A 22,490-nucleotide genomic window follows, 5' to 3' on the forward strand; every position below is an offset into this window, starting at 1 on the left:
AAAATTACTCGAAGACTAAAATTTTATTTTAAGAAATAAATAAGCTTTAAGGAGGTCATAATGCGCTAAAATAGTTCTATCAAAAGATTGTAAAGCGATTGAAGATGAAAGAGGCGATGACAATGAATAAAGAAAAAGCCCATGAATTATTACGCTTATTAGAAAAAGATGCCAGCCTAAGTGACCAAACCTTGGCCGACATGCTTTCCTTAAGCAAAGATGAAGTCGTAGAGATGAAGGCTGTGCTCAAAGACGCTAATATCCTCTCTGGCATCCAAGCCATGGTTAACTGGGATGCGACGGATAATGAGTATGCGTCAGCCATGATAGAAATCACAGTGAACTTGCATAAGGGCGTTTCCTACCAACAAGTCGCTGATGTGATTAGTCAGTACGATGAAGTAGAAGCCCTGTATTTAATGAGTGGAGCCTATGACTATCTAGTCTTAACCAAGCGTCTCCCCATGCATAGGATATCAGGTTTTGTCAATAAGCTAGCTACCCTGGACCACGTTCAAGGGACTGCTACCCATATTGTCATGCAACGCTATAAGGACCACGGAACCCAATTTAAGACGAAGACGGATGGTAGAAATCGGTTGGTGATTAGCCAATGAGTCAGTCAATCAGCCATAAAGCGGTCCAACTAGCCCCCTCTGGCATCCGCCGTTTCTTTGAAGTTGCCAATGAAATCCCTGATGTTATTTCTTTGGGGGTGGGGGAACCCGATTTTATGACCCCCATGCCTATCCGACAAGCAGCCATGCAATGTATTCGTGAGGGCAAAACCTACTATACAGCCAATGCCGGTTTGATGGAATTGCGTCAGGCCATTAGTCAATACATCGATGTCAAACATGACCTGCATTATGACCCCCGCTCAGAAATCGTGGTGACCGTGGGGGGAAGTGAAGCCATCGATATGGTGTGCCGGGCGATTATTAATCCTGGTGATGAGGTCATTTGTATTGATCCCAGCTACGTTTCTTATGCACCTTCAATTAAGCTAGCTGATGGTGTCGTTGTTCCCGTGACCTTAAGGGCTGATCGAAATTTTATTCTGACTCCGGAAGATTTAGAAGCCGCCATCACTCCTCAAACCAAGGCAATGATTATCAACTTCCCGAACAATCCTACTGGAGCAAGTATGTCTAAGGAAGAGCTGGCTGCCTTAGTTCCAGTGATTGAGGCTCATGATCTCTATGTCATCACTGATGAAATTTATTCTGAATTAAATTATAATCAAGAACACTTGGTGTCAATTGCTGCTTTTCCAGGAATGAAAGAGCGAACCATTTACATCAATGGTTTTTCTAAATCCTTTGCCATGACCGGTTGGCGTTTGGGCTACGCTTGTGCTCCTCATGAGATTATGGAACAAATGATAAAAATTCACCAGTTTACCATTATGGCTGCCCCAACCATTTCTCAATATGCAGGGATTGTCGCTCTAAGAGACTGCGACCATGATGTCCAAGTGATGCGGCAGTCTTACCAACAAAGGCGAAACTTTTTGATGGCCCGGTTTAAGGACATGGGCCTCCCTTGCTTTGAGCCCCAAGGAGCCTTTTATACTTTTCCCGATATTAGTGAATTTGGTCTCTCCAGTGAAGAATTTGCCTTGAAATTATTAGATGAAGAAAAATTAGCGGTTGTTCCTGGATCGGCTTTTGGCGAAGGTGGTGAAGGGCATATTCGTATCTCCTATGCCTATTCCTTGAATGAACTAGAAGCAGCGGTCGAAAAACTTAACCATTTTATCCAAAAACTCAGACAAGACTAGTAAAAAAACACTTGCCCCTTTTCGGACAAGTGTTTTTGCTTTCTTAATTAGTAATCGACATTACTTGGGTAGTCGTTAGCGGCATTCCAGAGTAGGTACTCGTAAACACCATGGTCACGGAGGGCTTGGATTTGCTCTTCGATTTCAACATTGGTGTATTCTTGGTAAGTTCCATTAGCTAAGTAGCTAGCGGTAAAGGCCTGTAACCAAGGACGGGAATGGGCATGGTCGCCACCGATATTTTCTAAGCGAAGGTCTTCGACATCCATATAGTTATCAACAACTCCGTAAGGTTCCAGGTCAGGTGCAGTGAAGCCAAAGTCACCATTACTCCAGTGACTCGGATAAATCATGGAAGAAACCACATCGATCGTATTGGCAATGTCGGTAAAGTCTTGACCGATGCCTGGGGCTGAACCAATGGTGGTGACATAACCGAAGATATCAGCTGAGACATCGACACCATAGGGACGGAGCTCTTTTTGAGCATAGGCTAAGAAGTCGGTGATGGCTTGGCAGCGGCCTTCGACACTATCTTTACCATAATGCGCATAATCTCCCATGTCGTAAACCAGGCTGGTTCCAAAGTTTTCAAAACCTTCAGGGAAACGGACATAGTCGAATTGGATATCCTTGAAGCCAAGTTCAGCAGCGCCCTTAGCCACGTCGACCACATAGGCCCAAACATCTTTGTTATAAGGGTTCAGGAAGGTTTGGCCACCGGCATCAGACCAAATCTCACCATTGGATTTCTTAAAGGACCAATCAGGGTGGGCTTTGGCAGCATAGGTATCCTTGAAGGTGGTGATGCGGGCAATTGGATAAATTTGCTTCTCTTCAAAGGTTTGCATCATTTCTTGACCATTAAAGGTAATTTCTTCATTTTTCTTAACTAAGTCATTATCGGTTGGCAACTGGGTAGCGATTGAGCCCCAGTCAGACTTGACATCGATGACGACACTGTTCAAGCCAGTGGAATCAAGTAAGTTAATGTTACGCTCCAAAATACTTGGTGTCCCCATACCGTGGGCAGACAGGTAGATGCCACGAACCCCTTCTTTAGGGTAGGCAATGTTGACCTGACTGGCCTTGTAGAAGCGTTCGGGTTTAACACTGGGCACTCGGAGTAAGGCCTGGTTACCTTCATTGATTTGTAATTCTTGGTCGCTAACCTCCGCTTTTTCTGCCTTAGCGACTTGGTTAGTGTTATTGGTCTGTGAAGACTGGGCTGATTGATTTTGAAAGCGATCGCGGTTAAAGAAAACAATAATTAAGAGGACGGCTAATAAACACAATAAAGCAGCAGAAATCTGTAACCAACGTCTTCTATGGGGAGGGCGACGATATTCTTGCTTAGACAAAGTCATAACCTCCTTTGTGAGTGTACGGGCCAGCTAGGGCTTGGTCTTTGTTTTTTGCATCTTGCAAGGCTTGACGGCTCTTTTCTAGCTGACTTTCTAAATTCTTTAATTGGTTTTGCAAATTGACATGTTTTTCATTAAGGGCCGCCATGGTATCCTCAAAGGTGTCGATGGTGGCGTCCTTTTCGCCAATTTCTTGATAATATTGGTCTTCTTCTTCTAAGAAGTTTTGATAGTCATTGAGGTATTGTTCCACTTGACTTGCGGTTTCATTGAGAGATTGGCGCAAGCCCTCATCTTCCACTTTTTCACTGACTTGTTTTAAGGCAGTTAGCTCCTTGATGGCTTTTTGGGTGGCTTCTTCGCGTAGTTTGAGGTTCTTCCCTGTTTGACTATTTTTGTCTCCCAAGCGACTCAACGAAGAGTCCTGGCTGATATCTGTTTCAAAGTGACTTTGCAGTTCAGATTCCTGAGCTTGAATCTGATTCAGTTGGCTAGTAATGGTTTCAATATTTTCTAGGGCCGACTGTTCGGCAGGCTGTTTGCCACAGGCGACCAGAGTAAAGACCATGACTAGCAATAGTCCCAATTTCTTTACCATATTTCTCATCCTTTTCTTATAAATAAAATAAAACTGTTTTCAGTATAACAAAAAAAGAAAGGCTTTCCTACTCATCTTCATTTTCCCTTTTCCACCGAGTTTTAGCTCAATTTGCTCTTAGTGAGCGCTTCATAGGCTTCGTGTAAATTCAAAAAGAAAGCTTAACATTTTGATAACATTGCCCTAGGCTATCGCCCTTGACCGCGCTTTGATTGTATAATAATAGGTAAGTTTAAGGGCTAAAAGAAAGAGGTTAGCATCCATGTCAAGAAAGAAACGTTTATTAGCTTATGCAGCAACGGTGGTTGCCAGTTTAGCGGGCTATGCTTATCATGCCCTTTACCAAGAAGATCGGAGCGTAAAGAGTCGGCTCTTAGAGGACTTCTACTGGCTGAAAGACCGGCTAAAAAATGCCGATGAGGCTGATTACCGCCAATTCCTAGAAGACCAGTTGAAGACTGCTCGGCAGGGAGATTTAAGCTATCCCAAGAAACATGGCATGAACATCTCACTCTCAAGCTATCAAAATGGCAAAGCCTATGTGCTCAGCCCAGAAAACTACCGGCCAGATAAGCTAGTGGTTTATTTCCATGGGGGCCATCGGATTGAAGCAATTTCGCCTAAGGAGTGGCGGTTTTTGGAAAATTTTGCTGAAGATAATCAGCTGCGCCTATTAATCCCCTATATTGAACCCCTTTCCTACGCTTATTTTGATGAAGAAGTCGACCGTTTAGAGGGCTTACTGGATGAAATTAGTCTGGACTATACCGATGAAGACCTCTATTTAATGGCTTCAGATACTGGGGCGTTATTTGCCTTACCTATCGCAAGAGATAGCAGTAGTAACCTCATCCTTGAAGGCTTGATTTTACTTTCACCTTGGGTAACGACGAAACATAGCATCACTAGCAGTCAAGACGAGGAACAAAAAGATTACCTGATGACCTTTTCTGATTACCAAGCCATTGCTAGTTTATGGCAAGCGAGTGAGGGTAGGATTATTGCCCTAGATGCCAACCAAGCAGGGGCCTTACCAAAGGTCCACCTCTTTATGGGTAAGAAAGATGTCCAATATTTAGAAGTCTTGGCTTTTTACCGGAAATTAAAGGCAAGGGGATTGGCGGTTGATTTTTATGCTTTTGATTATTTGCCCCACAACTTCCATTTCTTGGCTATTCCTGAGCAGGATGAAGTCATTGATTTAATTGCCAAAGTCGTCTTGCCTTAATACTTTTTTATAGTTATCTATTGGCTTTCTTGTTATAATAGTCAATAAAGATCAGAAAGGAAGATGTAAAAGTGTTTGGATTTCCTTTATTCTACATGTTTGATCCTACCATTATCTTGTTAATCATCGGTGCCATTATTGCTGGGATTGCCTCTTGGAATGTCAACCGAACTTTTGATAAATATAGCCGCTATACTAACCGCCGGGGCTTAACTGCTGACCAGGTGGCCCGGATGATGTTGGACCATAATCAAATTGGCCATGTGGGTGTGAGTACGGTGCGAGGGAAATTAACGGACTACTACGATCCCCGTGATAAGAATCTTTATCTTTCGGACCAAGTTTCCCAAGAGAGCTCGATTTCAGCCATTGGTGTTGCTGCCCATGAATGCGGCCATGCCCTGCAGGATGCTGATAACTATGCCTTTATGCGGATCCGGGAAAAAATCGTTCCCGTGGTTAACTTCGGTTCCAGTCTGTCCATGCCTATCCTCTTACTTGGGGTACTTTTTGGAATGAACCAAACCCTGATTAATATTGGGATTGCTCTATTTTCCTTGGCCTTATTATTTCAATTGGTGACTTTACCGGTTGAATTTGATGCTTCTAGACGGGCCGTTCGCTGTCTCGATGAAATGAATATTCTGAGCCAAGAAGAATTACCCTATGCCAAGTCTACTTTAAGAGCAGCCGCTCTCACTTATGTAGCTGGAACAGTTTCTACCTTGCTCTCCCTCCTGCGGATTATTATTCTTTTCGGTGGCAACCGGCGTGACTAAGTAGAAATTAGAAAGCTATTCTTTCTAAAGAAAATTTTGATACTAAAAAAGCGTGACCATTTTGTGGCCACGCTTTCTTTTTGAAAACGGTTTGATTAGTAAGCTTTTAAGTAACGTTCAACTTCCCATTGGGTGACTTGGGTTTCATATTCATCGTGTTCGATGGTTTTTGCTGTAATGAAGTTATTGGATAGGTGACTACCGAGAGCATCGAGCACTACTTGATCTTCTTTGAGGAAGTTAACCGCTTCTTTTAAGTTGGAAGGCAGTTGTTCAATATGAGAATCCCGTAACTCTTTTGAAGTCATGTTGTAAATGTTTCGGTCAATGGGGTCAGGAACAGGGAGCTTGTTTTCAATCCCGTCTAAACCGGCATAGATGCAAGCTGCCATAACGAGGTAGGGGTTAGCAGAAGGGTCTACTGACCGTAATTCAATCCGAGTCGAATTGCCGCGGGCTGCAGGAATTCTAACTAATGGTGACCGGTTTTGGGCGGACCAGGCGATATAGACTGGGGCTTCATAACCAGGTGTTAGGCGTTTGTAGGAGTTAACGATTGGGTTACCTAGAGCAGTGATGGCTTTGGCGTGTTTTAAGATCCCAGCAACAAATAGGTGGGCAGTTTCGGAAAGGCCGTCAGCGCTATTTTCATCATAGAAGGTATTGCCATTATCATCAAAGAGGGACATGTTGCAGTGCATCCCTGAACCAGCGATGCCGTAAACGGGCTTTGGCATGAAGGTGGCATAGAGATTATGCTTGCGGGCGATTGACTTAACAATCAATTTGAAAATTTGGACCTTGTCACAAGCATCTACCACATCAGAATACTTAAAGTCAATTTCATGTTGGCCAGGAGCACATTCATGGTGGCTGGCTTCCACTTCAAAGCCCATTTCTTCTAAGGTAAGGACGATATCGCGGCGGCAATTTTCACCGAGGTCAACGGGAGCCAGGTCGAAGTAACCACCATGGTCATTGACTTCAGTCGTTGGTTCGTCACTGTCATTCAATTTAAATAGGAAGAATTCTGCTTCTAAACCGAGGTTGAATTCCTTAAAGCCATCATCATTTAGACGTTTGACACAGCGTTTCAGGTTACCGCGGGGGTCACCGATAAAGGGCGTGCCGTCTGTGGAATAAATATCACAGAGCAATAAGCCGATTTTCTTATTGTCACCAGCGGTCCAAGGGAAGATTAACCAAGTATTTAAATCGGGAATTAAATACATGTCGGATTCCTCGATACGAACAAAACCGTCGATAGAAGAACCGTCAAACATCAGTTTATTATCCAAAACCTTATCTAATTGACTAATCGGCACTTCGACATTTTTTAGGGTGCCGTTGACATCACTAAAGACGAGGCGGAGAAAGTGGACATTTTCTTTTTTGATATCGGAACGGATTTGCTCTTCGCTAATTTGTTTCATCTTTTTATAACTCCAATCTTCTTAACAGCTTAGTTAATCGATTTCTATGTAAGAAAATATAACACATGTAAAATAAGATCACAAGAAAAAATTATTCATAATTTCTAAAGTTTTTCTTATGTCAGGGATAACATCCAGCTATGGTATTATTAATAAGTAAAAATAATTAAAAAAGCTAATGCCTTTCCCTGGTATTTTGGTTAAAATAAGGAAAACATGCTTGATAGGATAGCAAGTGATTTACCTGTCCCCTAACGAGTTTGGGGGTAATGTTTGATTATTTAACCAAATAAAAAGAAAAGAGTGAGCGTTGAAATGGAACTAGAATCATTAATTAAAGCAGTGGCTTCCAAGGCACCTGCCCCAGGCGGTGGGGCGGTTTCCTGTGTCACTGGTAGTTTTGCTTGTGCCTTGGCAAGCATGGCGGCTAAGGTGACTTTGGATCGGACTGACTTTTCCAAGGATGCCAATACCGCGGCTAACTTATCTGACCTAGCCCATCAAATGGACCGAGACAGCGACAGCTTCTTACATTTTGCCCGCGAAGACGAAAAGGTCTCTGCCCGGCTCTTTGCGGCTTACAAGCAAAAAGCAAGTAGTGAGGATGAAAAACAAGCCCGTAGCGAACAAATCCAAGTGACCTTGATCCAAGCGACTCACTTACCCCTGCAAGTTATCGCCTTAGTGGTAGATGATTTGGCCCTACTAGAAAACGTCGCTCGCCTCGTTAAGCCAAGCATCTTAGCTGACGTTGAGGTGGCAAGGGACCACTTGTTGACCGCCTTTAAGGGCTCTAACCATAATGTCGAAAACAATTTGACCTTAATTAAAGACCAGGCCAGTGCCCAATTTTTGGCTAAAAAACAAAGTGCTCTCTTAGACCGGATTGAAAAGCTGGACCAAGCCCTACTTAAAGAAATTGAAAAACGTAAGGGACAATAAGTCAGCTTGCTTGGCTAAATTTGGAGCTTGAGAGCCACTGCATGTCTAATAAAGTGTTAATGCTCGGATAAATTGCAAAAAAAGAGTTTGCAAATAAAGAAAAAGTAGTGTACTATACTATGTGGAAAATTTGAATACCGAAGTGTTAGGCAGAGGCTCCTGTATAAACATAAGCTATCGCCCAAAAATGTCGAGAGACGCCAATGGGTAAAACAGAGATTGTCGAAATAAGGCTTTCTCCAGGTAGCTAAGAAATTTTTCTTTACGTTATACAGTGCTAAAACTCAGACGAAGCAACTCAATCAACTGAGCTTATTAATAATGGAGTCTCTACTTTCTTGGGTAGGGGCTCTTTTTATTTTGCCAAGGAAAAGATGGAGGTGATGGCTATGGAGGAAGAGCAAGAACAGATAGCGGAAAGTCGACAGCAAGGGAGTTTATTGCTTAACCTCTTGAGGCCATTACCAGGGTCTCTGATTAAGCTTTAGGCTCCCACAGAAAGGAGCATAACGATGAAAAAATTTGAAAACCAAGGTCGCTACCGGCAATTTGCTGCTTATTCAATAAGCGAACTTTTTAACACCTATAAAATTGATAATAACGGCCTTAGCGATGACCAAGTCCAAGCCTTGCGAGAAGAATACGGGGAAAATGTGATCGATTATGGGGACAAAGCTTCTCTAATGGAAGAACTTGTCCAAGCCTATCTCACCCCCTTTACCCTAATTTTAATTGGTCTAGCTATCATTTCATTCTTTACTGACTATGTCTTTGCAGCGGCAGATAGTCGTGATTGCATTAGTTCAGTGATTATTCTAGTCTTGGTCTTTATTTCTGGGACCGTATCCTTTATCCAATCCAAGCAATCCAATGATGCGGCAGAACACTTGAAGGAAATGGTTAAAGTGACTGCCAATGTCAAACGCGCGGGCGATTTCAACGAAATTCCTACCGAAGAGATTGTTTGCGGGGACTTGGTTAAATTATCAGCGGGGGATCTTATTCCTGCTGATCTACGGATTATTGAAAGTAAGGACCTCTTTGTTTCTCAAGCGGCCATGACTGGAGAATCCTATCCGGTAGAAAAAATGGCCCAAGCTACTGACCATGCTGAGACCGTGGTCGATGAGGCCAACCTGGCCTTTATGGGCTCGAATGTCATTAGCGGTAGTGCAGTCGGGCTAGTGATTGCCGTCGGAGAGGAGACCCTCTTTGGGGATATCGCAAAAACCGTGACCACCGAAGAAGAAGTCACTAACTTTGATATCGGCATTAGTAAAATTTCTACCCTGCTTATGCGCTTTATGGGAGTAATGGTTCCGGTAGTCTTTCTGATTAATGGCATCCATATGAAGAATTGGCTAGATGCTTTGATCTTTGCGATTTCGGTTGCGGTCGGTTTGACCCCGGAGATGCTCCCGATGATCGTGACCACTAACCTGGTCAAGGGGTCACAAACCATGGCCAAGGGTGGGACCATTGTGAAAAACTTAAATGCCATTCAAAGTTTTGGCGCTATGGATGTCTTATGTACCGATAAAACCGGGACACTGACCCAAGATAAAATTGTTTTAGAAATGCATTTGAACTGTGATGGCGATGAAGACAGTGGGGTACTCCGCCATGCCTACTTGAATTCTTACTACCAAACCGGTTTGAAGAACCTGATGGACGTGGCCATTATTGAAGCTACCCACCGGGAACTGGACCTGGATCCTAGCTACTACCACAAGGTCGATGAAATTCCCTTTGACTTTGAACGACGGCGGATGAGTGTCGTTGTCGAAGATAAGGCGGGAAAACGTCAATTAATTACCAAAGGGGCGGTGGAAGAAATGCTAGCCATTTCCTCCCTAGTCCTCAAACAAGGCCAAGCGATTCCTTTAACGGATGATCTCCGTCAAGAAATCCGCCAACAAGTCAAAGATCTCAATGAAGACGGTCTAAGGGTCATCGGTATTGCTCAAAAAACCAACCCACCAGCAGTGGATGCTTTTAGCATTGAAGACGAGTCGGACATGCTTTTGATCGGCTACCTAGCCTTTCTTGACCCACCTAAGGAATCTACCCAACCGGCTCTCAAGGCTCTGGCTGACCACCAAGTGGATGTGAAGGTCCTGACAGGTGACAATGAAGAGGTTACCCGGTCGGTGTGTCGTCAAGTGGGAATTTCGGCAGACAGTATTATTAATGGGATCGACCTGGAAGCCATGGACGAGGAGGCCTTAGCCCAAGCGGTGGAAGACTACCAAGTCTTCGTCAAAATTTCTCCTCAACAAAAGGCTCAAATCACCCAAATTCTCCAAGATAACGGCCATGTGGTTGGTTTTATGGGGGACGGAATTAACGATGCTGCTGCCTTAACGACTTCTGATGTGGGCATTTCTGTTGATACTGCAGTCGATATTGCCAAGGAATCAGCCGATATCATCCTCTTAGAAAAAGATTTGATGATTTTGGAAAAAGGGGTTGTCTCTGGTCGGGAAATATTTGGGAACATTATGAAATATATTAATATTACGACTTCATCAAATTTTGGGAATACTTTTTCCATCTTGATGGCTTCTTTATTCTTACCTTTCTTGCCCATGATGCCGACCCAACTTTTAGTCTTGAACCTGATCTATGACATCGCCTGCATTTCCATTCCTTGGGACCGCATGGATGCCTCCTACTTGAAGGAACCTAAGAACTGGGACGCTTCGCATGTGAAGAATTTTATGATTTACTTTGGCCCAATTTCTTCCATTTTTGATGTGCTTTCCTTTGTGGCCCTCTACCATTGGATTATTCCCCAAGTCCTAAACGGAACTTATTGGACCTTGTCGACGGGACAACAAGCCATCTTTGAAGCCCTCTTCCATTCAGGCTGGTTCGTGGTTTCCTTATGGTCACAAACCCTGGTTCTTCATATGTTAAGGACTGAAAAACTGCCCTTTATCCAAAGTCGGCCATCCTTTATTTTTACCACGATCACAACTATTGGGATCATCTTTGGTAGCCTATTGCCACGGACCAAGTTAGGATTTTATCTAGGTCTAGCTCCCTTACCCGGATCTTTTTGGCTCTTACTGGTGGCTATTGTGATTTCTTACTTGGTCCTAGTGACCTTGGTCAAACATTTCTACGTTAAACACTATGGGAAACTCCTCTAAGTTTACCAGGACTTGGATTTGACAATTCGGGTGAAATTACCTATACTGATGAGGAATATTAAGCAAGACAAGCCCAGTAGTGGTTAACAGTTGACTTGATAGCGAGCTAGTGGTTGGTGGAAACTAGTACCTGTTAATGATGAATTACACTTGTTAGAGGAATTGCTAGGTGGCGCTACCTTATCGCGCGAGAGTGGCTCTTTTGAGCAACTTGGGTGGTACCACGGTAACAATCGTCCCTGTCTGTCTGGCAGGGGCTTTTTTTATTGCTTAATAAGAGAATTGACAGAACTTTAAACAAACTAAAATTAGACAAGAAGGAGTAGTTCCATGAATATTATTGATGAATTAGAATGGCGTGGCGCAATTAACCAGCAAACCGATGAAGCAGGTTTAAAAGACTATGTTGAAAACCATTCGATCAGTCTCTATTGTGGGGTTGACCCTACTGGGGATTCCTTGCATATTGGCCACTTGATTCCTTTTATCATGTTAAAACGTTTCCAATTACAAGGCCATCGTCCGGTGATCTTAATTGGAGGAGCGACTGGTTCGATTGGTGATCCATCTGGTCGGAGTGAAGAACGGCAACTACAATCCATGGAGGTTGTTAATGAAAATGCCCGTAAGCTGACCGCTCAAATGGAAAAACTCTTCCTCAAGGATCCTAATGCCCAATTCCGCCTAGTCAATAACTATGCTTGGACCAAGGACTTGTCCTTACTAGACTTCTTGCGTGACTATGGGAAATTATTCAATATCAATACCATGTTGGCTAAGGATGTGGTAGCTTCGCGTCTCGAACACGGGATTTCCTTTACTGAATTTACCTATCAAATCCTTCAATCCATGGACTTCTTACACTTATACCGGGAAGAAGATGTCCGTTTACAAATTGGTGGGGCTGACCAATGGGGCAATATTACCAGTGGTTTAGATTTGATTCGTAAGGTGGAAGGCCCTGAAGCCAAGGCCTTCGGTTTAACCATCCCCCTCATGTTGAAGGCAGATGGCACAAAATTTGGTAAAACCGCTGGTGGGGCCGTTTGGTTAGATCCTGAAAAAACCTCTCCTTATGAGTTCTACCAATTTTGGGTTAACCAAGATGATGCTGATGTGGTTAAATACTTGAAATATTTCACCTTCCTGTCAAAAGAAGAGATTGCTGAATTAGCCGAAAAAGTTGCCACCGAACCTCATAAACGGGAGGCTCAAAAGACTTTAGCCAAGGAAATGACCCTCTTTGTTCATGGGGAGGAAGGCTTAGCCGATGCCTTAAGTATTACTGAAGCCCTCTTTTCAGGAGACATTAAGAATCTCAGTGCCAAGCAAATTGAACAGGGCTTTAATAATATGCCTGGAGCCCAAGTACCTAGAGAGACTGCTAACTTAGCGGTATGGCTAGTGGATAACGGAGTAGAGAGCTCCCGGCGACAATCCCGTGAAGACATTAAAAATGGGGCCATCTATATTAATGGCGAGCGGATCCAAGACATTGATTATGAGATTTCACCTGCTGATGCTATCGAAGATAAATACATTGTCGTGCGGCGGGGTAAGAAGAAATATTTCTTAATGACTTTTGTTGATTAAAAAGGCCCTATACAAAAAACTTGCTCTTACTAGCATAAACTATCCGTTCTAAAGGCGACCCGCTTTATGCTATACTGATTTAGAAATAATTAAAGGAGGCACTCATTCGTGACTAATACTAAAGAACCTTTTTATGTAACCACCCCGATTTACTATCCTAGTGGCCAACTACATATTGGTAATTCTTACTCAACCATTGCTGCTGATACCATTGCCCGTTATAAACGCCTAATGGGCCATGAAGTCTTCTTCCTTACTGGGGCTGACGAACATGGTTTGAAGATCCAACAAAAGGCTGAAGAAGAAGGGATTTCTCCAAAGGCCTATGTCGACCGGATGGCTGAGGGCATGCAAAAGTTGTGGAAGAGCTTAGATATCTCTAATGATAAATTTATCCGCACGACCGATGACTACCATGTCAAAGCCGTCCAAGACATTTTTGAACAACTCTTAGACCAAGGGGACATTTACCTGGGAGAATATGAGGGTTGGTATTCGGTTTCTGATGAAGAATACTTTACCGAAACCCAATTAGCGGAAGTCTACCGTGATGATGATGGTAAGGTCATTGGTGGTAAGGCACCTTCCGGCCACGAGGTTGAACTGGTTAAAGAGGAGTCCTACTTCTTTAAGATGTCTAAGTATGCTGACCGCCTCTTACAATACTATGAAGACCATCCTGACTTCATCCAGCCAGAATCCCGTAAGAAGGAAATGATTAATAACTTTATTAAACCTGGCTTGGAAGATTTAGCTGTGACCCGGACTTCTTTCTCTTGGGGGATTCCGGTCCGTTCTAATCCTAAACACGTGATTTATGTCTGGATCGATGCCCTGGCCAACTACATTACCGCTTTAGGCTATGGTTCAGAGGATGACTCTCGCTACCAAAAATTCTGGCCTGCCAATGTCCATTTAGTGGGTAAGGAAATTGTTCGTTTCCATACCATCTATTGGCCAATCATGTTAATGGCTCTTGACCTGCCCCTACCAAAACAAGTCTTTGGTCATGGTTGGTTATTGATGCAAGACGGCAAGATGTCTAAGTCTAAGGGGAATGTGGTTTATCCTGAAATGCTGATTGACCGTTACGGACTCGATGCCTTACGCTACTACTTGATGCGGGAAGTGCAATTTGGTTCGGATGGGGTATTTACTCCTGACAATTTTGTCAACCGGATCAATTTTGACTTGGCCAATGATTTAGGGAACTTACTGAACCGGACCATTTCCATGTTGAATAAGTACCAAGAAGGTCGTGCTGGTGCTTATCCCGGACAAGTGACTGACTATGATGCTGACTTGGAAGCCGTTATCGAAGACAATGTCAGAGCCTACTTTGGTAACATGGATAACTTCCATTTCTCCCTAGCCTTAGATAATACTTGGAAGATTATTTCACGGGCCAATAAGTATATTGACGAAACCATGCCTTGGGTTCTTGCTAAAGATGACAGTAAGCAAGCGGAATTACAATCCGTTCTTTATCACTTAGTCGATGCGCTGCGGATTATTGCTATTCTGATCCAACCAGTCATGACCCAAACCCCCAAGTTGATCTTCGAACAATTGGGGATTTCTGATAGTGATCATTCCTTCGCTTCCTTAGAAATCGGTCTCTACCCAGCAGGTGGCCAAGTGATTGCTAAAGGAGAACCCATCTTCCCACGTTTAGATAAGGAAGAAGAGGTTGACTATATTCGTTCACAAATGTCTACCCCAGCAACCGACGAAGAAGACTGGGATCCTGAGGAAACCGAATTAGTTAACGCTAAGGATAAGACCATCAAATTCGATAAATTTGATGATGTTGAACTCAAGGTGGCTGAAGTCAAAGACTGTGACTTTGTTGAAGGTGCCGACAAGCTCTTGAAATTCCGCTTAGATGCCGGAGACCAACAAGACCGGCAAATTTTATCTGGGATCCGTGAATTTTACCCAGAACCAAAAGACTTGATCGGTAAGAAGGTCATTATTGTAGCTAATTTAAAAGCCCGTAAAATGAAAGGGGAAATCTCCCAAGGCATGATTCTTTCTGCAGAAGATGGCGACGATTTACGCGTGATTTTTGTTGATGAATCCTTACCAAATGGGAGCCTCCTGGGCTAATGAAGAGGAAGAGACTGTGACTAGACCACAGTCTCTTTTCCATGAAAATGAAAATAATCCTGGATAAATAATAGATTCTTATCCAGGACCCTGATTGACAAGAGAGGAGTCTAATCATGCTCTTTGATACACATACCCACTTTAATACGGCTGACTTTGACGAGGACCAGGACCAAGCCATTGAGCGGGCCCGTCAAGCCGGCGTTTCAGGCATGGGGATTGTTGGTTTTGACCAAGATAGTATTGAACGGGGCCTACCCTTAGTGGCCAAACACCCGGATATGGTCGGTATTTATGGCTGGCACCCTACTGAAGCAGGCAAATATAATCAAGACATTGAGAACTTACTCCTAACTGCCCTAGATACTGACAAGGCAGTTGGAGTAGGGGAGATGGGGCTTGACTTCTATTGGGATGAAGATCCCTTGGAAGTTCAAGAAAAAGTTTTCCGCCGTCAAATTGCCATTGCTAGAGAAGCTCACTTGCCAGTGATTATCCATAACCGGGATGCTTCAGAGGATGTCTACCGGATTCTCAAAGATGAAAAGATTTGGGAAATTGGTGGGATTATGCATACCTTTGGAGAAAGTCGAGAAGATGCCAAACGCTTCTTAGATTTAGGCATGCATCTATCTTTTTCTGGAGTGATGACCTTCAAGAAAACAAAGGAAGTCCGCTACGTGGCAGCAAACTGTCCCGAAGACCGTCTCTTGATTGAAACTGACTCCCCTTACCTGACCCCAGAGCCCAAGCGGGGTCAACGGAATGAGTCCGCCAATATCTCCTTTGTTAACAATCGTTTGGCTGATCTTAGACAAACTAGCTATGAAGCTATGGCTAAGATTACCTATGACAATGCTTGTCGCTTATTTGGAATTGAATGGACGGAAGCTGGTTGGAAGAAAATCTAATGAAAAAACGCTTAAAAGAGGTTATTGTTGTTGAAGGCAGGGATGATAGCCAACGTTTAAAACAGTTCTACCAGGTGAAAACCATCGAAACCAATGGCTCAGCCATCAACCAAGAAACCATGGATAAAATTAAGCAGGCCCAGGACCTATATGGGGTTATTGTCTTTACTGACCCAGATGTTTCCGGGGAAAAAATCCGTCGCACCATTATGCGGGATGTTCCCGAGGCCCAACACGCCTTCTTGGAAAGGCAGGATGCCAAGCCCAAGCACAAGGGTAGCTTGGGAGTAGAACACGCCTCTTTTGCGGCCATCGACCAGGCCTTGAGTGCCGTCTATACGGTAACCACTAGTGGTGAAAGTCAACCGCCTTTTACTGCAGCTGAACTGATGGCACTGGGTCTCTTAGGAGGAGAAGACGCAGCGGCTAGACGGGACTACCTGACCAGACGTTTGAAAATTGGTCATAGTAATGGCAAGCAATTAGCCAAACGTCTGGCCCTATTTCAAATTTCTCAAGCAGCCGTTTTGGAAGTCGTCGCAGAATATAATCAAAAAAGAGAAGAAGGAGAACAGCTATGACTAAATCCTGGATTGCTACCCCTAGCCGGACCAATGCCATTTTGAACCGTTACCAGCTCGATGCCAAAAAGAGTTTGGGACAAAACTTCCTTATGGAACCCCAAATCCTAGAAAAAATGGTGGAAGCCGCGGCCATTGACCAAGAAACTGATGTTATTGAAATTGGTCCGGGGATTGGAGCCTTAACGGAATTTCTCTGTGAAAGTGCTGGCCGGGTCTTAGCTTTTGAAGTTGATGACCGGCTCTTACCGGTCTTAGAAGCGGAACTAGGACACTATGATAATCTGACCGTCCTCCACCAAGATATTTTGGAGGCTGATTTAAAGGCTAGCGTGGCCCAGTATTTTCCTGATTCAAAACGCCTAGCGGTGGTGGCTAACCTTCCCTACTATATAACGACTCCAATTATCTTTCACTTTTTGGAAAGTGACTTAGAGGTCTCTGACTTTGCCCTCATGATGCAGTATGAGGTCGCCGAACGTCTGACGGCTCAGGCGGGAACCAAGGCTTATAGCGCCTTAACTATTGTCTTAGATTATTACTGCCAGAGTGAAATAGCTGTCAAAGTACCAAAGACCGTCTTTAAACCCCGGCCCAAGGTGGATTCCGCTGTCCTTCACCTGAAAAGACGGCAAGTCCCTCCTGTCCAACCACAAAACGAGGACTTGTTCTTTAAGGTCGTCAAGGGGGCCTTCGCTCACCGGCGCAAGACCCTGTGGAATAATTTGAAAACCCTCTTTGCCGGGCAATTTCAAGAGCCAGCTGATTTAGAATCAGCCATTGAAGCCGCGGAAATTGATCCTAGGGTCCGGGCTGAGCAACTGACCATTGAAGATTTCTGTCGCTTAAGTGATGCTTTGAATGAGGCTGGTTTTAAATAAGTGCTTTAAGAAGGATGTGAGGACGCCGTCAGAGACTTGAATTGCTGGAGGAAAATACCATAAGCACAGAATAACTGTGTGTTGGTATTTTCTGAAGCAACTTCAAGTCTGGCGTCTGAACTCGACTAGAAAGTGTGAGTGGAGCACATTTGATTAGCTAGTTCGTGTTTTAATAAGTGGCTAGGACATTTGTTCCGGCCACTTTTTTATTTAACGGAACCGGAAGTAACCCCATCACCCTAGCGAAGATAATCTTTATTTAATGTAATGACCATGATAAAATGTATAACAATTAAAACTGAAAAGTTATAGAGTAGGAAAGAGATGGTAATTTGCCTAAAGTATTAGAAGTTAGCCACTTAAATAAAGTTTTCCAAAATAAAAAGGAAAGCTTCCAGGCCGTCAAAGATGTGTCTTTGACCATTGATGAAGGCGAGATTCTCTCGATTATTGGGCCTAATGGAGCGGGGAAGACAACTCTCTTATCCATGTTGGGTGGCTATTTATTACCCAGTTCAGGCGCAATTCTTGTCAACGGGGTTGATGTCTTGGCCAATCCCCACCATGGTTTGATTGGAGTCTCTTTTGGGGGTGATTTGGGCTTTTATGATAAGGTCTCAGCCCAAGATAACCTGTTCTTCTTTGCTGATTTGACCAATATTCCTACTAGGGACCGTAAGTCTGAAGTCGACCGTGTCCTGGACATCGTTAAGCTAACCGATCAAAAAAATAAGACGGTGGAAAACTATTCCAAGGGGATGAAGCAACGCCTCCATATTGCCCGGGCCTTATTGGGCAAACCTGCCTTACTTTTACTCGATGAACCAACTAATGGAATTGATGTGGAAATTTCACAAGACATCCATCAAACCATTCGGGATTTGGCTAGTCAAGAAGGCTTAGCGGTCCTATTGACCAGCCATATGATGGGCGAAGTGGAGAGCTTAGCTAAACGCATTATCCTTTTAGGTAGGGGCGAGATCCAGTACCAGGGCAGTGTCAAAGACATTGTTAAATTGTCGGGAGTAGAACATATTGACCGACCAGCTACCCTGGAAGAATCCTATCTGGCCTTAGCGCCGCGATTGAGGTGATTACATGGGTCGCTTTTTACGTCTGTATAGCTTTCACTTAAAAGTCTATATGAAAAATTCTTATTTCTTCTGGCTGCCTATTACTAGCACCTTAACTTTTTTCTGTTTGCAGTATATTGCCCTTTATGCGTCTGGGAGCGCTAGTGACCCTGATTTGTGGCTAAGGAGTGGGGTTTTTGGCCTCTGGACTTCGGCCACCACCGCCACAGGTTCGATTGGCTACCAGCGTCACTTAGGGACCTTGCCTTATTTGATTAACACCCAAGTGGGGGATGCCTATTCCTTACTAAGTTTATTACTGCCAGCTGCCTCCTTTGGCTTACTGAGTTTTCCCTTAGCTTATCTCTTAGCCCTTGTTTTTAAAACGGGCATCCAAGTCTTTACTCTGTCCATGCTAGTTCAGGTGCTGATGCTCTTTTTAGGCGCTGTGGTGATGGATTTATTCATTGCTGGCTTTTTTGTTTTAACCCCTAATGCAATTATTTATGAAGAATTACTCCACTTACCTGTCATGCTGCTTTCTGGCTTACTGGGGACTTTTGCCCTGGCCAGTCATTGGATCAGCTGGACCCAGTGGCTGATTCCGATCATCTATCCGATTCAAGCCCTTTTAGGGCGGGGGGACCACTTATCGATAGTGGCTTATGGTTTTTCTTTAGTCTTGTGGTTGGTCCTGGCAGTCACTTTGGGCTCTTATCTCTTAAGGTCAGCCCGTAAGCAAGGTTTAGGGAGGCGATTTTAATGCGGATTCAAATGAAATCCTTACCCTTTTTACAGAATAAGAAATTGATCCTTATCCATTTTCTGATCCTACCGATTATTCAGATCCTCGTTATCCTCCTCCTCAATCAACAGTATGCTAAGGGGCTTAATCCCCAAGTGGCTATGGCCTCAGTTTATTTGTCGGCCAATAGCTTCTGCTTATCGACCATGGCTTATCTTTTAGTGGTGGATTATTTAAGCCAAATTTTTCGGGAAGTCCTGGTCCATAAGCCCTGGTCTTTAAGCTATTGGGGTAGGAAGTTTGCTACTAGTCTCTTGTTAAGTCTAATCATGTTTTTGATCAACGGCGGCCTCTTACTGATGATTGGCGTGGACAACTTATATTTTTGGCGCTGCCTGGCCGCTTTACCGCTTTCCTTATTATTTAGTGCAGGATTAGGGATTGCCGGTTATTTATTAAGTGTCCACCGCGATAATATCTATCTCTTTACCAACCTCTTTACCGCCATCCTGCCGCTTATGGCTGGTGTGGTTGCCCCTATTTCTGCTTACCCACCTCTCTTTAAGGAGGCTAGCTATGTCTTCCCTTATGGTCAAGTGGTAGAGGGGATTTACCAGGGGGAGACCAGTGTTTTATTCATTTTAGTATACATCGCTATCATTTTTGCTTTTAACTACTCCTGCTTAAAGGGGCTAAAAAAACAGCTAATGGCAGGTTAGGAATATGATGAAGTTGTCCTCCAAGTGATTGGATTTTAGCTGGTGTTTTGAGGAGAAAATCCTCCTTATAAATCCTTTTAGAAAATGCTTTAGAGGCCTTGACAATGAAGCTTTTATTGTGCTATTGTAAAAAGATTGACTTTGTGTTATAATGGGCTTATCAAGGGGTGATGGCATGCCAAGTAATTTACAAAGTATTAAGGCAGGCTTAGAGGAAAATATTGGTAAACCGATCCAAGTAACGCAACAAACAGGGAGAAAACGGATCACTATCCGTAATGGGATCTTAAGTGATACCTTTCCAGCCGTATTTGTTGTTGAACTCGACCAAGATGAAAATCAGTTTGAGCGCGTATGCTATAGCTATACCGACTTATTAACTGAAAGCATCGAAATTGAGTTTCCCTAATATTGTGCGTAATTAGTGATTGAGAAGAGGTGTAAGCAGCATGCAAAACCATGCTACTTACACCTCTTTTCTTTATCCCTTGCCTTCTCAGTTGAGGAATCAAGTAGTCATGTTAAAATAAGAATAATTAGACCAGTAAAAGAGAGGGGTGAAGCAAAATGGCTATTCGAGAAAAAGCTCTGGCTAAGATTAATCTCGCCCAAGATATCTACTATCAAGCAGAGGATGACTGCTTTTACTTTGATATGGTCATGGCCTCAGTTGACCTGGCTGATTACCTGGCCATTGAGGAAAACGATAGTGGTGAGATTTTTATCCGGTCTAACCAACATTTTCTGCCCCGGGACCGACGTAACCACGCCTACCAAGCTGCTGTAAAAATGAGGGAACTCGCCGGTCTCGATCGGGGCGTAACTATCTCTATCCGCAAGTATATTCCGGTTTCAGCCGGACTTGGGGGCGGATCGAGCGACGCAGCGGCGGTCATTCGCGGGCTAAACCGCCTCTGGCATTTGGATTGGTCCCTTGACCAACTCATGGATATTGCCGTAACCATTGATAGTGATGCTCCCTATTGTTTAAGAGGGGGCTTGTGTCGGATGACCGGTTCGGGCAGCAATTATGAACCCTTACCGTCCTTACCTTCAAGCTGGCTGGTCCTAGCTAAACCTGCTTTTTCTATTTCCACCCCAAAGATGTTAGCTGCCTTAAAAGACCATCCCCAAAAGCTTTCCACCCATGCGGGTCCGGTAACCGAGGCCATTAAGAACGGCGATTATCAACAAGTGATGGCAGAAGTTGGCAATTCCCTAGAGGCCATTACTTTTAGCTATTATCCCAAGTTAAAAGCCTTAAAGGAACGGATGCAAAATTTCGGCGCCCAAGGGGTAACCATGACGGGGAGCGGGTCGACCATTATTGGCTTTACCCGCCAGCAACAACAAGCTAAACGGATTTATAATGGCCTAAAAGGCTTTTGCGAAGAGGTTTATGTGGTAAGAATGAATCAAAATCTCAGAAATATTAGTTAAGATTGCTTACTTTTATTGGGGCTCACCTGGGGCAAAAGCCCCAGTTTTTTTTATTTTAAATAGGAGAGATTATCTTGCGGCTGGCGAGGATGTGTGCTATATTAAATCGTAAGAGTTACGATTTGTAAGGAGGCTTTATCATGAAAACAATGATTAAAAAGATAGGCTTTTGCTTAAGTCTGCTGGCTTTACTGGTTAGTTTTGGTTGTAGCCAAGGCAAAGAAGCGGCAGATAAAAACGGTAAGGGCAAGTTAACTGTGATGACCAGTTTTTATCCCATGCAGCTATTAACCCAAGCGGTAGTTGGGGACCAAGCTGATGTCCAGGTGATGATATCAGGAAAGCAAGAGGCCCATCACTTTGAACCCAGTGCCAAGGATATGGCCCGCTTACAAGAGGCGGATGTCTTTGTTTATAATAGCGATGATATGGAAGCTTGGGTAGAAAGTAGTTTAAATAGTATTGATACTAACCGGGTCAAGGTCGTCGAGTCCGCTGACAATATTGAACCCATTTCGGGAGCGGTAGAAACGATTGAAGGGGAGGTCCTAACGGCTGAAGATGACCACGATCATGATCATGACCATGAAGGCGACCATAACCATGAAGAAGGCGGCCTCCATGCCCATGAATATGACCCCCATACCTGGCTTAGTCCTAAAAATGCCATGATTCAGACCCAAGCCATTTGTGACGCCATGAAAGAAGTTGACCCTGACCAGGCTGAACTGTATCAAAAGAATACCGATGCCTTCCTGGAGAAGTTGGAAGCACTTGACCATGACTATCAAACTGCCTTTTCTAATCATCCCGATCAATCCTTTGTGACCGCCCATGCCGCTTTCGGGTATTTAGCTGATGAATATAATTTAAAGCAAATTGCTCTAACGGGAGTGAGTGATGATGCGGAGCCATCGCCACAAGCCATGGCAGGGGTGATTGATTATATTAAACAAAATAATCTGCCGGTGATTTATTTCCAAGAAAACACCTCATCCAAACTCGCAGAGACTTTGGCGGCGGAAACTGGGGTTAAGGTTTCCAGTCTCAATGCTCTCGAATCAGCCAGTTCTGACCAGCCGATTTCAGGCGATACCTATATTAATTTGATGCGGGAAAACCTCGAGCATTTAAAATTAACCATTAATTAGATAGG

20 protein-coding genes and 1 riboswitch are annotated in these 22,490 nt (G+C 43.8%); of the genes, 17 read left to right on the forward strand and 3 right to left on the reverse strand.

Annotated elements, in window-relative coordinates; translation table 11 throughout:
- Positions 1-122: 122 nt before the first annotated feature.
- Both DBT49_RS02095 and DBT49_RS02100 read left to right on the forward strand, forming a co-directional pair.
- Positions 123-617 (forward strand): Lrp/AsnC family transcriptional regulator, encoded by a 495-nt coding sequence (locus tag DBT49_RS02095; protein WP_064292637.1) that lies wholly within the window; start codon positions 123-125, stop codon positions 615-617.
- Positions 614-1,783 (forward strand): pyridoxal phosphate-dependent aminotransferase, encoded by a 1,170-nt coding sequence (locus DBT49_RS02100; protein ID WP_070558649.1) that lies wholly within the window; start codon positions 614-616, stop codon positions 1,781-1,783. The genes DBT49_RS02095 and DBT49_RS02100 overlap by 4 nt, the downstream gene beginning before the upstream one ends.
- Before the next feature lie 47 nt (positions 1,784-1,830).
- Here DBT49_RS02100 and DBT49_RS02105 read toward each other — a convergent pair whose 3' ends face one another.
- Positions 1,831-3,144 (reverse strand): putative glycoside hydrolase, encoded by a 1,314-nt coding sequence (locus tag DBT49_RS02105; RefSeq protein WP_070558648.1) that lies wholly within the window; start codon positions 3,142-3,144, stop codon positions 1,831-1,833.
- The gene (locus DBT49_RS02110; RefSeq protein WP_070558647.1) at positions 3,137-3,745 is read right to left on the reverse strand and encodes a YkyA family protein; all 609 of its coding nucleotides are present in this window, start codon (positions 3,743-3,745) and stop codon (positions 3,137-3,139) included. The genes DBT49_RS02105 and DBT49_RS02110 overlap by 8 nt, the downstream gene beginning before the upstream one ends.
- A gap of 262 nt (positions 3,746-4,007) precedes the next feature.
- On the opposite strand from DBT49_RS02110, the gene DBT49_RS02115 reads away from it, so the two are divergent.
- Together DBT49_RS02115 and DBT49_RS02120 are read left to right on the forward strand one after the other, a co-directional pair.
- Positions 4,008-4,973 carry an alpha/beta hydrolase fold domain-containing protein gene (locus DBT49_RS02115; RefSeq protein ID WP_070558646.1) on the forward strand — a complete coding sequence of 322 codons (966 nt, stop codon included), beginning with the start codon at positions 4,008-4,010 and terminating at the stop codon, positions 4,971-4,973.
- 71 nt (positions 4,974-5,044) lie between these two features.
- Positions 5,045-5,752 carry a zinc metallopeptidase gene (locus tag DBT49_RS02120; RefSeq protein WP_070558645.1) on the forward strand — a complete coding sequence of 236 codons (708 nt, stop codon included), beginning with the start codon at positions 5,045-5,047 and terminating at the stop codon, positions 5,750-5,752.
- A 95-nt stretch (positions 5,753-5,847) separates the two neighbouring features.
- Here the strand turns inward: DBT49_RS02120 and glnA are convergent, their stop codons facing one another.
- On the reverse strand, positions 5,848-7,185 hold the full coding sequence (gene glnA / locus DBT49_RS02125) for a type I glutamate--ammonia ligase (RefSeq protein ID WP_070558644.1): 1,338 nt from the start codon (positions 7,183-7,185) through the stop codon (positions 5,848-5,850).
- A 315-nt stretch (positions 7,186-7,500) separates the two neighbouring features.
- Here glnA and DBT49_RS02130 point away from each other — a divergent pair, with 315 nt between their 5' ends.
- The 13 genes from DBT49_RS02130 to DBT49_RS02190 all read left to right on the forward strand — a co-directional run bounded on the left by DBT49_RS02130 (position 7,501) and on the right by DBT49_RS02190 (position 22,485).
- Complete coding sequence (locus DBT49_RS02130; protein ID WP_070558643.1) at positions 7,501-8,127, forward strand: cyclodeaminase/cyclohydrolase family protein; 627 nt, start codon at positions 7,501-7,503, stop codon at positions 8,125-8,127.
- A 134-nt stretch (positions 8,128-8,261) separates the two neighbouring features.
- Positions 8,262-8,430: riboswitch (M-box (ykoK) riboswitch) on the forward strand.
- 209 nt (positions 8,431-8,639) lie between these two features.
- Positions 8,640-11,282 (forward strand): magnesium-translocating P-type ATPase, encoded by a 2,643-nt coding sequence (mgtA, locus tag DBT49_RS02135; protein WP_070558642.1) that lies wholly within the window; start codon positions 8,640-8,642, stop codon positions 11,280-11,282.
- Between the two features lie 330 nt (positions 11,283-11,612).
- Positions 11,613-12,875, forward strand: a complete 1,263-nt coding sequence (tyrS, locus tag DBT49_RS02140; protein WP_064292626.1) for a tyrosine--tRNA ligase — start codon at positions 11,613-11,615, stop codon at positions 12,873-12,875.
- Positions 12,876-12,983: 108 nt separating this feature from the next.
- On the forward strand, positions 12,984-14,984 hold the full coding sequence (gene metG / locus DBT49_RS02145; protein WP_070558641.1) for a methionine--tRNA ligase: 2,001 nt from the start codon (positions 12,984-12,986) through the stop codon (positions 14,982-14,984).
- 116 nt (positions 14,985-15,100) lie between these two features.
- Positions 15,101-15,895: a TatD family hydrolase gene (locus DBT49_RS02150; RefSeq protein ID WP_070558640.1), complete on the forward strand. Its 795-nt coding sequence runs from the start codon at positions 15,101-15,103 to the stop codon at positions 15,893-15,895.
- Entirely contained in the window at positions 15,895-16,476 is a 582-nt protein-coding gene (rnmV, locus tag DBT49_RS02155; RefSeq protein WP_070558639.1) for a ribonuclease M5, read from the forward strand. The genes DBT49_RS02150 and rnmV overlap by 1 nt, the downstream gene beginning before the upstream one ends.
- Complete coding sequence (gene rsmA / locus DBT49_RS02160; RefSeq protein WP_070558638.1) at positions 16,473-17,357, forward strand: 16S rRNA (adenine(1518)-N(6)/adenine(1519)-N(6))-dimethyltransferase RsmA; 885 nt, start codon at positions 16,473-16,475, stop codon at positions 17,355-17,357. The genes rnmV and rsmA overlap by 4 nt, the downstream gene beginning before the upstream one ends.
- A gap of 332 nt (positions 17,358-17,689) precedes the next feature.
- Complete coding sequence (locus tag DBT49_RS02165; RefSeq protein WP_070558637.1) at positions 17,690-18,451, forward strand: ABC transporter ATP-binding protein; 762 nt, start codon at positions 17,690-17,692, stop codon at positions 18,449-18,451.
- 49 nt (positions 18,452-18,500) lie between these two features.
- The gene (locus DBT49_RS02170; protein WP_224786519.1) at positions 18,501-19,193 is read left to right on the forward strand and encodes a multidrug ABC transporter permease; all 693 of its coding nucleotides are present in this window, start codon (positions 18,501-18,503) and stop codon (positions 19,191-19,193) included.
- Positions 19,193-19,894 (forward strand): ABC transporter permease, encoded by a 702-nt coding sequence (locus DBT49_RS02175; protein WP_070558635.1) that lies wholly within the window; start codon positions 19,193-19,195, stop codon positions 19,892-19,894. The genes DBT49_RS02170 and DBT49_RS02175 overlap by 1 nt, the downstream gene beginning before the upstream one ends.
- A gap of 175 nt (positions 19,895-20,069) precedes the next feature.
- Positions 20,070-20,303 (forward strand): Veg family protein, encoded by a 234-nt coding sequence (locus DBT49_RS02180; RefSeq protein ID WP_013668576.1) that lies wholly within the window; start codon positions 20,070-20,072, stop codon positions 20,301-20,303.
- Between the two features lie 158 nt (positions 20,304-20,461).
- Positions 20,462-21,334, forward strand: coding sequence for a 4-(cytidine 5'-diphospho)-2-C-methyl-D-erythritol kinase (gene ispE, locus DBT49_RS02185; protein WP_070558634.1), 873 nt, complete (start codon positions 20,462-20,464; stop codon positions 21,332-21,334).
- 140 nt (positions 21,335-21,474) lie between these two features.
- Positions 21,475-22,485, forward strand: coding sequence for a metal ABC transporter solute-binding protein, Zn/Mn family (locus tag DBT49_RS02190; protein ID WP_070558633.1), 1,011 nt, complete (start codon positions 21,475-21,477; stop codon positions 22,483-22,485).
- The last annotated feature ends 5 nt before the right edge of the window (positions 22,486-22,490 follow it).

Source organism: Aerococcus mictus (assembly GCF_003286595.3).
Taxonomy (GTDB): Bacteria; Bacillota; Bacilli; order Lactobacillales; family Aerococcaceae; genus Aerococcus; species Aerococcus mictus.

Coding starts and splice junctions, on each gene's coding strand:
- DBT49_RS02115 (WP_070558646.1), top strand. CDS start 4,008: ATGTCAAGAAAGAAACGTTTATTAGCTTATGCAGCAACGGTGGTTGCC.
- mgtA (WP_070558642.1), top strand. CDS start 8,640: ATGAAAAAATTTGAAAACCAAGGTCGCTACCGGCAATTTGCTGCTTAT.
- ispE (WP_070558634.1), top strand. CDS start 20,462: ATGGCTATTCGAGAAAAAGCTCTGGCTAAGATTAATCTCGCCCAAGAT.
- rsmA (WP_070558638.1), top strand. CDS start 16,473: ATGACTAAATCCTGGATTGCTACCCCTAGCCGGACCAATGCCATTTTG.
- rnmV (WP_070558639.1), top strand. CDS start 15,895: ATGAAAAAACGCTTAAAAGAGGTTATTGTTGTTGAAGGCAGGGATGAT.
- DBT49_RS02180 (WP_013668576.1), top strand. CDS start 20,070: ATGCCAAGTAATTTACAAAGTATTAAGGCAGGCTTAGAGGAAAATATT.
- DBT49_RS02095 (WP_064292637.1), top strand. CDS start 123: ATGAATAAAGAAAAAGCCCATGAATTATTACGCTTATTAGAAAAAGAT.
- DBT49_RS02100 (WP_070558649.1), top strand. CDS start 614: ATGAGTCAGTCAATCAGCCATAAAGCGGTCCAACTAGCCCCCTCTGGC.
- DBT49_RS02175 (WP_070558635.1), top strand. CDS start 19,193: ATGCGGATTCAAATGAAATCCTTACCCTTTTTACAGAATAAGAAATTG.
- DBT49_RS02150 (WP_070558640.1), top strand. CDS start 15,101: ATGCTCTTTGATACACATACCCACTTTAATACGGCTGACTTTGACGAG.
- DBT49_RS02190 (WP_070558633.1), top strand. CDS start 21,475: ATGAAAACAATGATTAAAAAGATAGGCTTTTGCTTAAGTCTGCTGGCT.
- DBT49_RS02170 (WP_224786519.1), top strand. CDS start 18,501: ATGAAAAATTCTTATTTCTTCTGGCTGCCTATTACTAGCACCTTAACT.
- glnA (WP_070558644.1), bottom strand. CDS start 7,185: ATGAAACAAATTAGCGAAGAGCAAATCCGTTCCGATATCAAAAAAGAA.
- DBT49_RS02130 (WP_070558643.1), top strand. CDS start 7,501: ATGGAACTAGAATCATTAATTAAAGCAGTGGCTTCCAAGGCACCTGCC.
- DBT49_RS02110 (WP_070558647.1), bottom strand. CDS start 3,745: ATGGTAAAGAAATTGGGACTATTGCTAGTCATGGTCTTTACTCTGGTC.
- tyrS (WP_064292626.1), top strand. CDS start 11,613: ATGAATATTATTGATGAATTAGAATGGCGTGGCGCAATTAACCAGCAA.